Here is a 14,345-nt window from a genome sequence, read left to right on the forward strand (position 1 = left end):
GAAATCGAACGCCGTCCGAAAACCTAATCTGGCGCAGCCGCGGCCCACCGCAAGCCCGCGCGACAAAACAGTCTGCGCCGGCTCAGGAAAACAGCAGCGACGACAGTTTGCGCCGTGCCGACAGCGTTGCTTCGTCGGTCATGCCCCATGCCTCGAAGAGCTGCAGCAACTGGGTTCTGGCGCCGTCGTCGTTCCACGAGCGGTCGGCCTTGATGATCGCCAGCAGATTGTCGGCCGCCGCCATGCGATCACCCTTGGCGTTCTGGATCATGGCAAGCTCGAACCGTGCCTGGTGATCCCCGGGATTTTCGGCCAGCCGCCGTTCCAGTTCCGCCGGATTGCCGAGCACTGCTGCTTGCGCGGCGAGCGCCATCTTGGCCCGCAGCGCGGCGAGCTGGGGCGCATCCTTCTTTGCTTCCGGCGCCCGCGCCAGCACCGCCTCGGCACCTTCGGCATCGCCGGCCTCGAACAGCAGGTCGCCCAAGCCAGCGATCGCCTCGATCGTCTCCGGCGCCTGTTCCAGGATGGCATCGTAAATGTCGGCCGCCGTCTGCACGTCCCCGGTGTCGCGCGCTTCGGCGGCCGCGGCCAGCGCCTCGGCAACTTGCGGCGCACCGCCGTTCTTGCCGCCGACCTTCTGGATGAATTGCGTGATCTGGCTCTCGGGAATGGCGCCCATGAAGCCGTCGACCGGCTGGCCGTCCTTGAAGGCAATGACCGCCGGTATCGACTGGATGCCAAGCTGGCCGGCGATCGATGGATGGTCGTCGATATTCATCTTGACCAGCTTGACCTTGCCACCGGCGGCTTTCACCGCCTTCTCCAGCAGCGGCGTCAATTGCTTGCAAGGGCCGCACCACGGCGCCCAGAAATCGACCAGCACCGGCTGGTGACGCGATTCCTGGATCACGTCGGCGGCAAATCCAGCGGTCGTTGTGTCCTTGATTACGTCGGCCGGCGCCTCCGCAAGCGCGACCTTCTCACGCGCGGCATCGGTGCCGCCATATTGCACGGTGGTGGCATACCGGCCGCCATTGCTGCCAAATGGGCCGCCAAAGGGGTTGCTATCACTCATCTCGTCGCCTTTCGGTCGCGCCGCCGGCCAAGGGACGGGCGCAACATCCTTCTTTAGAACCCGGTTTCAGTCACCCATGTGGCGATCATGCCGAGACTTTCAAGATAACAGCATCATGTCCGGTTGCCTCGACGAATTTGACCAGGTCCGCGGCAGCGATGGAAGTCGTCGCTTCGTTGGTCAGCGGGTGGGCATTGACCACCGCATGGCTCATCAGCACCTCGTCCAACACGACCTTGATCCTTCGCTCGGTGTCGTTGATCAGCCCGAACACCGTGACCGCGCCCGGGACGACGCCGAGAAGCTCCATCAGCATCTCCGGCCGGCCGAAGGACACGCGCCCGGCAGCGCCGATCAGATGGTGTATATGCTTGAGATCGACCACCGCCTCCTCGCCGACGCTGACCAGGAAGAAATTGTCCTTCTTGTCCTTGAGGAACAGGTTCTTGGTATGGCCGCCGGCAATCTCGCCGCGCAGCGCCTGCGAATCGGCGACCGTGAACAGCGGCGGATGCCGCCGCGTCGATACTTCGATCCCGAGTCCGGCGAGAAAGGCGAAAAGTTCGGCTTCGGTCTTCGGCATCGGTCTTTCTTCTGATGGCCCGCTTTCAACTGCTTGTTCGACTAACGCCGTTTACGGCCAATGATGCTGCCAAGACAAGCCCGTCGCGCAACGCGGGGGCGATTGCCTTGCGACGTCTCGCAGGAGGCTTGTTCGCATTGCCGACGAAGCAAAAAGCCTGCGAATTCCCTGTTGCAATCGCCGCGCTCTTCAGCCATATAGGCGCGGCTTGCGGCCCAAAAGCCGCGCGAGCGGGTGTAGCTCAGGGGTAGAGCACAACCTTGCCAAGGTTGGGGTCGAGCGTTCGAATCGCTTCACCCGCTCCAGTTTCCTTGAGGGGAACCAAGCGATTAAGAGGCGCCTTTCGGGGCGCCTTTTGCTTACGTGGCGAAAAGAGTGTCCCTGCCATGGGCGATGCGCGGAAAGCCGCACTGTGACCAGCAGGTGTCGCAGCTTTTCTATTCCGTTGTGCTAGCTTTTTTTCTGCGCCGAATAGTGTGCGACTGCGCGACGGCCATTTTCAACTCGGGCGTGATCTCCAACGGTGCATTCTCTGCCCCATGTTGGTTCTGTAGCCCCTGGACCTGGACGGTCGGAAATGGGAGTTCGATTCCCTGCTCCTTGAAGACCTGGCGGAGGCGTACATAGAATTTGCGTTTCATACCGAAGGCGCCTCCCGGCTTGGTTGTGGCCTTGACCCTCAATACGATGCCGTATTCGCCGAACTCCTGTACGCCCTGCATCTTGATCGGGTCGAGCACCCAGTGTTTGAACTCGGGATCTTCCGCCAGTTCGAGGCCGATCCGCTTGATCAGCTTGCGAGCGAAGTCGATATCAGTGTCATAACCAACGGTGATGTTGAATTTGTCGATAACCCAGTCACGGCTCTGGTTCTGGACTGCCCCGAGTTCACCGAAAGGTATCGTGAACAGCGGACCACGATGGTGGCGCAGCTTCACCGAGCGCAGCGAAAAGCTTTCCACAGTACCCTTGTAATTGCCCGATGAAATGTATTCGCCAACACGGAACGCATCATCGAGCAGAAAAAACACGCCTGAAATGACGTCCTTGACAATGGTTTGTGCCCCAAAGCCCACGGCGACGCCGACGACGCCAGCGCCGGCGATCAATGGGCCGATCTGGATACCCAGCGAGGCGAGCATCATAAGCACCGCCATCACGATGATCGATGCGAGCAGAATATTCTGGAGGATCGGCAAGAGCGTGTGCAGCCGCGCCTGCTGCGGATCGAGGATCGGGACGTCCTCGTCGCTGATCACAGGGTGCGGTGTTTCGATGCCCAGCTTTCGTTCGATCAAAGCTTTGATGATCGACCAGCCGAAGTCGGCGGCGAGGGCAATGACCACGACATTGATCAAGCCGCGCAATATGAACGTCGTCGTCGTATCGCTGTCCCGCATGGATTGCATGTCCAGACCCCAGACACGTGCGAGAAGGTAAGCCGCCGCCAGGATGAAAATCATTCGGATTCCGCGATCGATGACAGCGATCGTCACCGCCGGGATCGTGGGCCGGCCGACATCTTCCGAACCTGGCCGCAGAACGAAATTAACCCCGCGCTGCGTCACCACGATTGCCAAAGGCAGGAAGAATGCGGCGAAGGTGAACCAGAAGTATGTATAAAGGCCGGCGATACGCTGCAGGAACAGGACGACGAAATAAGCAGTCAATAGCCATGTCGCTTCCGTGTGACCGATGTGGCGCGCACCGTCTCGCTGCGTTCTTGGCCGACGCCAAATGGCGAGCAGCAGGAGCAACAGCAGCACGAAATCGGCGCCCAGTGACAGGACCATCATTCCGTCCTGATCGATGCCGAGACCTGGCAAGAGGATAAACGCGGCGCCGAAGAAGGCGAAGACGCCGACGATCCGGGGTAGCCAATAGGACCAATGGTCAGCCGCTTCGTTGGTGATCGGCAAAGCACGAACCTCGACGGCGTTCTCGACGTTCATGAAGGAAGGGACGAGCATCGCCATGACGTACATGCGCACACCCCATGTAACGACTGCCGCCATCAGAAATGTCAGTACAATCTCGCGGATAAGCATCGGCCAGTCGAACAACATGAACGCGCCGGCGCTGCCCAGTGCGAAAGAGACTATCAGCATGCTGGAATAAAGCAGGCGGCCACCAATCTTCTTGGCTCGCCCAACGGGCGTATCCTTCGGTTGCGCGATAATCCAAAGACGAAATGGACGGGTGAGCTTGAACGTTGCCCAAGTGAGTGCCAGGCCGGCAGCGATGAACATTGCAATCAGCACAAATACGCCGGCAGGCCCCTTGCTGGACATATCCTCCATCGTCTCTGCCCGAACGCGCGCGAACTGGCCTGGCAGCAAGGGCAAAGTTCGCACGATTCTTTCGATATGATGCCTGATTCCATCGAGCGTCGAGGATGCCATCGTATTCATCTGGCCTGGTGCGGCCACGGCGCCGGACGATGCGTCGGTCGGCGAAGCCCCTCTCTCGGCGGGCGCTCCCGTTGACCCGGCGTCCTGATTTCGCTGTTCGGCCACCCAGGCCTTCACTGACGGATCGTCGAGAAGCTCGAACAACTGTTTGACCCTTTCAGGCGGGACGGTCGCCGGCGCCTGCGCCTGCGCCTGACCAGCCAACAAAAGGGCGATCCCAAAGACGAGCGGCCTGGCAATCAGGGCAAACATCGCAGTCAGGTCTCCGAGACGCCGTGCCGGGCGCGCCAGGTTCCTGGCTCCCAATCGTCGAGTCATGAGTGGCATCGTGCTGTTAACCTTCCGGTCAGATTGGCGAGCAACGACATCTATGTCCGTTGTTGCCCTACCTTGAAGAAACCGATGTTGCGGTGCAAGACGTCATCGTTCCGAGCCAGACCGTTGCGCCGGGTACTTGGCGGTGTTTATTTAGCCGCGGGGGCAGGGCATTCCGACCTCGGCCCAGGCCTCCGGCCAGTTCTATGAACTGGGCATCGACGTTAAATCTCAGGAACTGATTTCCTGAGTTGACCAGGACAGACCTTTGGCGGTCGCTCGGTGGTCAACTGCTTCGCGCACCGCTGCGGACATTCGAAACCATGATGTTGCTTGAGATGCAATGCGCTTCCGGGTCGGCACTGCCATGCGGCAAATCAGGCCGGGAGCCGCCACATTCGCACACGACCTGTACCACGCAATTCCGTTTCCTCGAGCGGGTCGCAAGCAAAATTTGGTCCAAGCAGTTGATGAGTTGCATCCGAAATACGGATTTCATCGGGCTCCGCGGACGTTTGGATACGTGCGGCGAGATTAACGGTGTCGCCCCATAGGTCATAGGCAAACCGCCTTTTGCCTATGACGCCCGCCACGATTGGTCCTGAGTGAATTCCAATTCTGAGTCTTATCGGTTCTCCTGCGAAGCGTTCGAGCTTAACCGCCTTCCGCAGTTCAAGCGCATAGTGCGCAAGGGCTTCCGCATGATCGGATCGCGCGGCGGGCAGGCCAGCGACCACCATCACACAATCGCCGATTGTCTTGATCTTTTCGCAGCCGTATCGCTCCGAGAGCAGATCCGCCGCTTTGAAGAAGTAATTTAAAATAGCGAGCGTCGTCACGGCTCCGACGTTCCGCGCTCTTTCCGTAAAACCGACGATGTCGGCAAAAAGCACACTCACCTCTGCGTAGTTGTCTGCAATTTCTTCGTGCGCTTTTAGCCGCTCCGCGATAGACGCCGGAAGAATGTTGAGGAGCAGGGCTTCGGCGCGCTGGTATTCACGCGACAATCCCTCTTGGCTCGCCCTCAACGCCTCGTTCATCGATTGTAATTTCTCGTTGAGTTGACGCTCCCTCTCTTGCAGGAGCGTCATTTCATAAGCCTTCTGTTGAAGCCGCTGCCTATTGTCGCGTTCGGCATTGGCGTCAAGAAAGAGCAGCCACACGCAGGCATTGTCAGCAAAAAGATGGAGGTCCGCGACACGCCCGCTGGGAAGTTCGACCATGGCCATATCATATGGAAGCTCCGGGCAGGGCAACAAACCTTCCATGAATTCAAGCTGCTCGGCAACAGGCTTACCTATGCGAACTGACGAGAGTCCGTAATGTTTAACGTTACCGCCCTTCGCAGCTATGCAAAGCTGGGCGTCGATTTTCAGATATGCGACCGAGCGCTCGTTGTAGAAGAAATCGTAAATCCAGCTTCTAACTTCTCTTGGCAAGACATGCATGGTTTATTTGCTGACCATCGAAGCAAGTTGACGAAACGCATCATCAACATGTTCACCCGAAAGCGCACTTGTTAGATAGATTTGCCATCCAAGTTGCCTCAGTTCGTCAATTTCACTATCCGATATTGCCCACCGATCGGCCAGATCGGATTTGTTGAACAGCAATACAAACGGCATAGCGCCGAATTCAGCCTCGGCCCGCTCGCGCAACGTGAGCGCCACGGCAAGAGTAGCAGCGCGTGTTCCATCGACGACAAGCACGAGCCCACTCGCACCTCGCACATAGCTGACGCGGAATGAGCCGATATCGTCTTCGCCGGCCAAATCCCACAAAATCAGATCCACGGTTTTGTCCGGGAATGCGACACTCTTCTTGTCGATTTTCACTCCCACCGTGGTCAAGTAGGTTTCTGAAAAGATGCTTTGCACAAACCTGCGAACCAGACTCGTCTTTCCGACAGCGAACCCGCCCAACATGCAGATCTTCTTTTGCAATATCCTGGGCTCCGCCTAGTGGAAGTTTACCGTAACCGAAACTCTGCGGTTGGCGGAGTTCCCGGTTCGGCTATTTTCAATCTCCGCTGGCTCAAAGGTGCCCGCGCCGCGAACCAAGAGCAACTCCGGATCGACGCCGCGCTTCTTGAGAAGCGCACGAACTGTTTCCGCGCGCGCGGCGCTGATTGACAACTTGGCCGTTTCACGGCCCGTCTCGTCCGAATGGCCGGTCAACATGAACTGTGCTGTTACGCCTGCCTTGCGGGCGTCCTTGGCCAATTCCTTCAACTGATTCGCCAATTTGTCGAGAACCGGCAGTTGCTCCGGTCCCGGTACAGCCTTGCCAGAATCGAACAAAATGTCGACCGCTTGAATAGCCTCCCTCAAATGCGTGAGTTGCGGAGGGGTCAACTCACGCAGCTCGGAGATTTCTAGAGAGAGTCCGTCCGCGGACAGCTGTTGGGCGGCGACCCGCGCCCGATCTATCCAGGCGGCAGGAGCCTCACCCTGGGCAACGATGCGATCCTTGATGATCGAAAGCCGTACTGAATCCGGCGGAGTCAGCGACGCCATCAGCCGCTTCACCACGAACTTCGGATCAAGGCTTTGATAGAATTGCCACTGTGAATGAACGCGAGCAGGATCGACCCCTGTTCCGGACAGCAGAGCCTTCGGGTCGGCGGCCTGCGGGTCTCTCAGGCCGGAAATATAGAAATGTCCGCCCCTCGCCGTTTGTTGGCCGATGATGATTCCCGCTTGGGCCTCCAGTCGCGACACATAAGTCTGCCAGTGCTCCGCCGCGCGTGCTTCGGGGCTCACATCACGAACCTTGGAGATGTCGAATTCCGGTCCGCCTGCCGAAAGCTGTCGGGCCGCTGCGCGTGCGCGATCTATCCAGGTGTCGGGAGCCTCACCCTCGGCAACGATGCGATCATTGACGATCGAAAGTCGTACTGAATCCGGCGGAACCAGCGACACCATCAGCCGCTTCAGGACGAACTTCGGATCAAGGCTCTGATAGAATTGCCACTGCGAATGAACGCGGGCGGGATCTACCTCCGTTCCGGACAGCAGAGCCTGCGGGTCGGCGGCAAGCGGGTCTCTCAGGCCGGAAATATAGAAATGTCCGCCCCTCACCGTTTGTTGGGCGACGATGATTCCCGCTTGGGCCTCCAGTCGCGACACATAGGCCTGCCAGCGCTCCGCCGCGCGTGCTTCGGGGCTCACGTCACGAACCTTGGAGATATCGAATTCCGGTCCGCCTGCCGAAAGTTGTTGGGCCGCTGCGCGCGCCCGATCTATCCAGGTGTCGGGAGCCTCCCCCTCGGCAACGATGCGATCATTGACGATCGAAAGTCGTACTGAATCCGGCGGAACCAGCGACGCCGTTAGCCGCTTCAACACGAACTCCGGATCAAGACTCTGATAGAATTGCCACTGCGAATGAACGCGAGCAGGATCGACCTGCGTTCCGGCCAACAGAGCCTGCGGGTCGGCGGCAAGCGGGTCTCTCAGGCCGGCAATATAGAATTGGCCATCGCGCACCTTTTGTTCGGCAACGATGATGCCCGTCTGGGTCCCCAGTCGCGACACATAGGCCTGCCAGCGCTGCCCGGATTGCCAGGAAAGAAAGAACCAACCGCCTGCCGGAATCAAAACCAGCAGGACTGCAGCGACTACCAGCCACGGAAATCCCTGGTTTGATTCCTCCTGCTTCAGTTCAACGCAGGTCTGCAACTGCGTCTCTACGCCGGCCAACTGCGAACTGTCGCCGTCAAACTGCTCTAGAGCCTGTGAGCATTCATCATGGATGCGAAGCAATACATCGCGAATTATTTCATGTAATTCCTCCGGCGGATTTCCCCGGATCACCGCAACCAAGGTCGCAAACGGTCCAACTTCCGACCAGAGACGAAGCTCTCCGAAACGAATAGTGTCCAGGCCACTCTGTTCTTTCTCGTTAAATGAGTCTTTTACAAAATCTTGAATTGCACTAAGCATAGACGAAATGAGTTGAGGATCTTCGCTAGTTGCATTATCGGCAGTTACATGCGCTATCAAAAGCCCGGAATTGCGATTGATGAGAAACACATGCTCCACACGATAGACAAGAGAATGCTTAAGAACAACTTCTGAGAAACTTGCACCTGTTCTCCAAGCTTCAAATCTCCACTTGAGTCCATGCCAGGTAAATATATGTCTTAAAGTTTCATTCAGCGATTGAAAGGTCTGGTCGATCTTTTCGCCGATCGACTTGCGAATAGCCGGCAGAAACACCGGGTACAATATATCCGTCAGCGTACGCGGGCTCTTCTGGATGGACCGTTGCACGGCCCTCTCGACAGCTGGCGCAAGGGCCTCTCCGAGTTGCGCATGAGGCGCACGTGTGGCTGCACTGGGGAGAACGCTCCCCACTGCAGCCGCAAGCTGCTCGGGTTCGTCGAGCAGGTGCGTAACTCGTGAAAGCTCCGAAATTTCGCGGCCGACCAGCAACTGGCGCAGCGTTTCCATGCGAGGGTCGGCGGTTGGGATTCCGTCGAGACGCGCACGATAGTCCGGATCAACGTTCCGGGCAATTTCGATCAAAAGGCGAGCCAGAGCCTCGCGATCAATCTCTGTATCGTTCGAAGCTGCTCTTTGAGGGAGGCTGATTGGGTCGACAGTCGACGTCAAGTTCCGATCAACTCACTTTCCAGGTACGCTCCGAGTTGTTCTTGCTGCCGACGGGATCCTGATTTAGACATTTTGCAACCTCGACAAACAGGCCAGCCAAAAGATTTCGGTCGGTCTTGACATTGCCGAGATCGGAAAACATCTTCTCCATCAGCATCTGAATGCTTTCATTCTTTTGCTTGATTTCCTCACGCAGCAAATGATCATTTCGATTTATCCGGTCCGCAACTTCCCGCTCAAGCTCGCTCAACTGATCCGACAACGCGCGCACCTGCTTTTCGAGCGCCTGATTTTGCTCGCGAAGATTCCGGTCAATCTCCTTGTCGGCGTCGGCTCGCGCGTCTTTTTCGTTCCGCAATTGCGCCGCAAGCGAGTCGACCTGCTTCTTTGCATTTGACTCGTACATTTCAAGATTGCGCTTGGCCTCGGATTCGACATCCTTGAAGCGCTGCAAGACCCGTTCTTCAAGCTTGGAAAAGCGGCGGTCATAGTCCTGCATCTGGTTGCCGAACAGCAGATCACGTATCTTGTCGACACCTACAGCGTCGCCGGGGGCCCCGCTCTCGCGAGCCTGGCCCGCCATGAAGGTCAGCCCGCTTCCGTCTGCATTACTTATCAGATTTGCGTCCGCTTTATTTGCTGAAGAAGCGGTATTCGAAGATTCCTTGGCCATCTTTATGCCCCCTTCTTTGAACAATTGCCACAGTGCACCACTCAGAAACCAGCAAGCATGCCAGCAAAATACCCGGCTAGCAAGCCGGAATCTTCTTGGCTTAAGCCAATTCGTGCCTCCCTTTTACATCTCTTGGACTAGCAGCAAATGCACGAGTTCCGATTGATGTCGCTCTCGCATCTCTTTGTGATAGCAGCCATAACCGGCTAATCTAATCGATCATTGGACGCAATCTACTATCGAAATGAGTAATACAATGTCAGGCTATAGCTACTGGAGCGCAATTAAGTAGCGCAGATTCATTAGACGTGTCTAAAGTAGCTGGTCTGGCGGTGCACGTACCGTCTCGCACCCGACTGTATACTGCGACGATCAGCTTCCGATGCGGGCCCAACGGTAGAAGGAAGGTCTTCTTTCGCACGGAGAATGGCTGTTCGAGAATGCACCTCGGAATCGAGGCGTTTCGGTCGATAGGAGGGGGGCGACGGTCCCAATAACTGCAGTCATTCACACCAAAGCTTCAGTGGGCGGCATTTGTTGCGCCCCCAATTGCAAAAGACGTCAGGTTGCCATAGCTATTGCACTCATACGGTGCCCGGGACCGCCGCCTGTGGTCATGGCGCCGACTCCGGGGATCGACATGAGTATGCGGCATGCTTGGCTTTGACGTGCATCTGCGACAGCTGGCGCCCAAGCTCGGCGGCACGGATGCGAATGCTGTGCCAGGCTTCCAACTTCGGTAGCACGACAGGAGCAAGCTCGCTCTGCAGCCAAATGGCGGCGTCGCGGCGGCTCGGAAGAGGTCGCAGGAGACTGTTTGGACGCAGCGTCCCTGAGGACCGTTTCCTTTGGCAGGAAATCGCCGGCTATGTTTCGGGACTCTTGTTCTACCTTCGAACCAACGCGCGGGTTACACGGCGTGGCGCATAATCCCTTGGTTTCAATCGTGGTTCCTGCGCACAACGCGGAGGTAACGCTGGCGCGCGCACTCGATTGCCTTCTCGATCAGGAAATAGTGGATTGGGAGGCGATCATCGTCGACGACGCCTCCACGGACCGCACCCCCGCGATCATCGCCGGTTATGTGGAGCACGATGCCCGGTTTCGGACGTTGAGCTCTTGCGCGTATAGCGCCGCCGGCGCGCGCAATATCGGGATGTCGACAGCGCGCGGCCACTGGCTCATGTTTCTGGATGCGGACGATTGGGTGGATGCCAGCTTCCTTGCCAAAATGCTGGCCGCACTGAAATCCGCTCCCGATGCAGTGGCTGCCTATTGCGGTTCCCGACGCGTGATGCCCGATGGCGAACTCACGGCGTCGAGCATCGCGATGGAGGTTGCGATCCAGCCCTTCGAAACATTCGCCCGCCGGTGTGCCGTCCGCACTCACGCGCTGCTGGTCGATCGGGAGATAATTGTCGAGTTGGGCGGTTTCGACGTGTCGCTGCGCACCTGCGAGGACTGGGATCTGTGGCAGCGCCTCGCACGTCTAGGCAAAAATTGGGTGATGGTCGACGAGCCGCTCGCTTTTTATCGGGTCAGCCCCAACTCGCTCAGCCGCAATTCGACGCAGGTGCTGGCAGATGCGGAAATCGTGATCGCCCGCGGCTTTTCCGCCGATCCCAGGGTCAAACACCCGGCATCGGCTCACGCCAATGGAGCGACCGACGCGAACGGCCACACCGCTTCAGAAGCACTCGCGTGGTTCGCGTTGTGGAACGCCGCATCGGATTGCGGCTGCGGCTCGCGCTCGATCAACCCGCAGTCCCTGCGCACGCTCCCGGCAGGACGTAAGTGGGCGCGTGAGATCGCCAAGGTGGCCGTCGATGGCCTTATGGTAGGAAGCCTGTCGGTGCCAGCGCAATTGGCTGCCAGGTGGGACAGGTTCGGCGGCTCCCTCACCGAGTTGATCATCGAACTCGGCAAGGTCTGGAATAATCCCGACGCGGCTCGCCGCGTGCAGTATCACTTTGAGCAAATGCTGCTCGATGTCGACGATCTTGCCGCGCCGCGCAGGCTGGCGCGGACACTTGGAATTCGTGTCGACGCGCGAAATCCGGCCTCGATCGAAGTACCGGAAGGAATCGATCAAATCTATGCCCATCTGATAATGGATGGCCAGATCGAGGCTCTCGTGCAGTTCGGCGTACTCGGGAGAGTGACAAGGCGTCATTGGATTGAATTGATCCTGAATTTCGTGCCCCCTGAGCGGCCTATGCACAGTGCCGCGCGACTTGCGAGGCGATCGCCTGTAGATGCACCGCAAAAGGGCGCCGGTGCCGACAAGTCAAACATGTTTGCAGCCGAGGCATTGTTGTCCATGGCGGGACGCCGGTCTGATCGGGACAGCCATTTCGGCAAACTCGCGGGATTGGCCGCGGAAGCGCAGGCGCTGGTTCGGTCGAGCGCCGAAACTAAAGAGCCTTTTACAGCGCCGCGCCGTGCACGGGCCGCGGATGGGCGCGACAATGATCGCACATCTTTTTGGAATCGCCATTTCGCGACCGAGGATCCCTGGAACTACGGTTCGCCCTATGAGCAGGAAAAATATGAGCGGCAGCTCGAAATTCTGCCTGCCGGTCCCATCGGACGGGCGCTTGAGCTGGCCTGCGCGGAGGGCCACTTCACGCGGCAGCTGGCGCCGCGCGTGGGCCATTTGACCGCAACTGACATCTCCGCCGTAGCCGTCGGACGGGCGCGCGCGCGATGCAGCGATCAGCCGAATGTTGAGTTCGGCGTACTGGATTTCTCTGCGGACACGCTGCCGGGCGAAATGGATCTGATTGTGTGTTCGGAAGTGCTCTACTACCTGGATGATCTCGCCGATGTGCGGCGCATCGCCAAAAAACTCATTGAGGCGTTGGCGCCTGGCGGCAGTTTCATCAGCGCACACGCATTCGTGCTACGAGACAATGTTGGAAGGACGGGCTTCGACTGGAACACATTCGGTGCACAAGCGATCTCAGAGACGCTGGCAGCGACCGACGGCCTCGTCCTCGAGCAATCGATCCAGACCGAGCTCTATCGCATAGACCGCTTCCGCCGCCTGTCACCAGGCGACGTGGCGACGGAACCGATGGTAGATCATATGCCAATCCGCGCACCCGTTGAAATCGGGGTAGCGCGAAATATCGTCTGGGGCGGGGCGCGGGCCTTGCGCCGCGACGTGGCACGTAGCGAGCGGCGGCAGCGTATCCCCGTCCTCATGTATCACAGCGTCGCCGATGATGGTCCGGCCGCGCTCGCCCGTTTTCGGCTCGCGCCCGCCGCATTCGCCAGCCAAATGGCATGGCTGCGCGCCAATGGCTTTCACGCGATTAGGTCCGAGCAGCTGGAATGGTTCATCGTCAACCGTCAGCCTTTCGTTGGCCGCCCAGTGCTCATCACGTTCGATGACGGCTTCCAGAACTTTGCCGACCATGCCTGGCCGGCCTTGCGCACGAACGATCTGACCGCGGAAGTGTTCCTGGTGACGGACCTGGTGGGTGAAAGTGCACAATGGGACGCCTACAGCGGCCCGCCGACGCAGCTTATGGACGCCGGGACGGTGCGACGCCTCGCCGGCGAAGGTGCGTTCTTCGGAAGCCATCTGGCGACGCATCGCGCGATCGATGGTCTGTCGAGCTCTGACTTGGCCGCCGAGCTCCTGCGCTCTCGTATGTTCATCGAACGATGGACCGGTCGGCCAACCACGGCGTTCGCGGCACCCTTCTCTGTCACCGACCGACGGCTTGGCAGGCTGGCCAAGGAGTGCGGCTATCGAATCGGCTTCGGCGGCAGACACGGGCCGGCGGACCTCGATTGCAATCCCATCGACCTTCCGCGCATCGAGATTCGCGGAGATCACTCGCTCGATGACTTTGTTGGCAAAGTCGAGGCCGTGCTCGCATGAACGGTGAACTTGTCAGTATCTAGATTTGTAACAAATTGGTTCCGCTTTTTATTCGGTGTCCCGCCCGCTTACCTCGTTCGCAAGTCTATTGGGCGACTTGGGATACGGCTGACATCAGCTCCTGCGGGCTTGGCGCCCCAAACATGTATCGCCCACCCTCTGGAACCTCCGTGAAGCTCCAGCGGACGATCCCCTGCCGGTCCAGCAGGAACTGACCGACCAATTGTCCGTGTCCCGTTGCTAGCATCTGCTCGTCGGCTTCGGTCAGCTCGTAATGGTCCCTCTTGTTAAGGATTTCGCTGGCCGCAAGAGGATCCATAGGACCGGGCAACTCGCCTGGTATGTCGACCCGCATATCCTTTGCCGCTGCCATCGAGACCTTGTATGGCCAGTTCGTCTCGTTTTGGGTGAATTCGAGATTGGGCAGTCCAAAAGCACGATGTGAAGCGCGTTCAGGATCGGAGGCCGCAAGCAGATTCGGCATCGGATGGTAGCGGAAATAGAGACGCGCCCGTTCGATCGGCGTGTTGACCACCGTCAGGCTCTCCACGCCCTTTTCGCGCAGCTCCGGATCAAGCCGCGCCTGGGCGGCGATATGGCGCCGGCAAAACGCGCAATGCAGACCTCGAAACAGGCCGACCAGCACCGGTTTTTGGCCGCGAAAATCGTCAAGCGCGATCTTGCCTTCCTGGGTAATGGCGTCGAGTACCACGTTTGGCGCACGGTCGCCCGGTTGAAGCGGCACCAAGTCACTACGCGCGGACATTTCCAACCTCCAAC

At 58.6% G+C, this 14,345-nt stretch carries 9 protein-coding genes, 1 tRNA gene and 1 pseudogene; 2 read left to right on the forward strand and 9 right to left on the reverse strand.

The window, feature by feature from the left end:
- Positions 1 to 82: 82 nt before the first annotated feature.
- Both trxA and NKI70_RS06850 read right to left on the reverse strand, forming a co-directional pair.
- Entirely contained in the window at positions 83 to 1,075 is a 993-nt protein-coding gene (gene trxA, locus NKI70_RS06845; protein WP_023675984.1) for a thioredoxin, read from the reverse strand.
- An 85-nt stretch (positions 1,076 to 1,160) separates the two neighbouring features.
- On the reverse strand, positions 1,161 to 1,658 hold the full coding sequence (locus tag NKI70_RS06850; RefSeq protein ID WP_023675983.1) for a prolyl-tRNA synthetase associated domain-containing protein: 498 nt from the start codon (positions 1,656 to 1,658) through the stop codon (positions 1,161 to 1,163).
- A gap of 230 nt (positions 1,659 to 1,888) precedes the next feature.
- Here NKI70_RS06850 and NKI70_RS06855 point away from each other — a divergent pair.
- Positions 1,889 to 1,963, forward strand: a tRNA-Gly gene (locus NKI70_RS06855).
- A 132-nt stretch (positions 1,964 to 2,095) separates the two neighbouring features.
- Here NKI70_RS06855 and NKI70_RS06860 read toward each other — a convergent pair.
- The 6 genes and pseudogenes from NKI70_RS06860 to NKI70_RS06885 all read right to left on the reverse strand — a co-directional run.
- A complete protein-coding gene (locus tag NKI70_RS06860; protein WP_023675982.1) occupies positions 2,096 to 4,321 on the reverse strand; it encodes a mechanosensitive ion channel family protein in 2,226 nt (741 codons plus the stop codon).
- Between the two features lie 440 nt (positions 4,322 to 4,761).
- A complete protein-coding gene (locus NKI70_RS06865) occupies positions 4,762 to 5,832 on the reverse strand; it encodes an adenylate/guanylate cyclase domain-containing protein (protein WP_352697027.1) in 1,071 nt (356 codons plus the stop codon).
- A gap of 3 nt (positions 5,833 to 5,835) precedes the next feature.
- Positions 5,836 to 6,327 (reverse strand): Rab family GTPase, encoded by a 492-nt coding sequence (locus NKI70_RS06870; protein WP_254818889.1) that lies wholly within the window; start codon positions 6,325 to 6,327, stop codon positions 5,836 to 5,838.
- Between the two features lie 15 nt (positions 6,328 to 6,342).
- Positions 6,343 to 8,913: an OmpA family protein gene (locus NKI70_RS06875; RefSeq protein ID WP_352724398.1), complete on the reverse strand. Its 2,571-nt coding sequence runs from the start codon at positions 8,911 to 8,913 to the stop codon at positions 6,343 to 6,345.
- Positions 8,914 to 9,007: 94 nt separating this feature from the next.
- Positions 9,008 to 9,673: a DUF3450 domain-containing protein gene (locus NKI70_RS06880; RefSeq protein WP_031211579.1), complete on the reverse strand. Its 666-nt coding sequence runs from the start codon at positions 9,671 to 9,673 to the stop codon at positions 9,008 to 9,010.
- Between the two features lie 612 nt (positions 9,674 to 10,285).
- Positions 10,286 to 10,431, reverse strand: a pseudogene (locus tag NKI70_RS06885) (IS110 family transposase); the annotation flags it as partial.
- Between the two features lie 161 nt (positions 10,432 to 10,592).
- Here NKI70_RS06885 and NKI70_RS06890 point away from each other — a divergent pair.
- Positions 10,593 to 13,565, forward strand: a complete 2,973-nt coding sequence (locus NKI70_RS06890; RefSeq protein WP_352697031.1) for a trifunctional glycosyltransferase/class I SAM-dependent methyltransferase/polysaccharide deacetylase — start codon at positions 10,593 to 10,595, stop codon at positions 13,563 to 13,565.
- A gap of 85 nt (positions 13,566 to 13,650) precedes the next feature.
- Here the strand turns inward: NKI70_RS06890 and NKI70_RS06895 are convergent, their stop codons facing one another.
- Positions 13,651 to 14,331 carry a redoxin domain-containing protein gene (locus NKI70_RS06895; protein ID WP_023675975.1) on the reverse strand — a complete coding sequence of 227 codons (681 nt, stop codon included), beginning with the start codon at positions 14,329 to 14,331 and terminating at the stop codon, positions 13,651 to 13,653.
- Positions 14,332 to 14,345: the final 14 nt, after the last annotated feature.

Source organism: Mesorhizobium sp. M0500, from assembly GCF_040321165.1.
Lineage (GTDB): Bacteria > Pseudomonadota > Alphaproteobacteria > Rhizobiales > Rhizobiaceae > Mesorhizobium.

What these genes read in the sequence shown, in the direction of transcription:
- NKI70_RS06865 (WP_352697027.1), bottom strand. Translation starts at nt 5,832, where the DNA reads ATGCATGTCTTGCCAAGAGAAGTTAGAAGCTGGATTTACGATTTCTTC.
- NKI70_RS06880 (WP_031211579.1), bottom strand. Translation starts at nt 9,673, where the DNA reads ATGGCCAAGGAATCTTCGAATACCGCTTCTTCAGCAAATAAAGCGGAC.
- trxA (WP_023675984.1), bottom strand. Translation starts at nt 1,075, where the DNA reads ATGAGTGATAGCAACCCCTTTGGCGGCCCATTTGGCAGCAATGGCGGC.
- NKI70_RS06850 (WP_023675983.1), bottom strand. Translation starts at nt 1,658, where the DNA reads ATGCCGAAGACCGAAGCCGAACTTTTCGCCTTTCTCGCCGGACTCGGG.
- NKI70_RS06860 (WP_023675982.1), bottom strand. Translation starts at nt 4,321, where the DNA reads ATGTTTGCCCTGATTGCCAGGCCGCTCGTCTTTGGGATCGCCCTTTTG.
- NKI70_RS06895 (WP_023675975.1), bottom strand. Translation starts at nt 14,331, where the DNA reads ATGTCCGCGCGTAGTGACTTGGTGCCGCTTCAACCGGGCGACCGTGCG.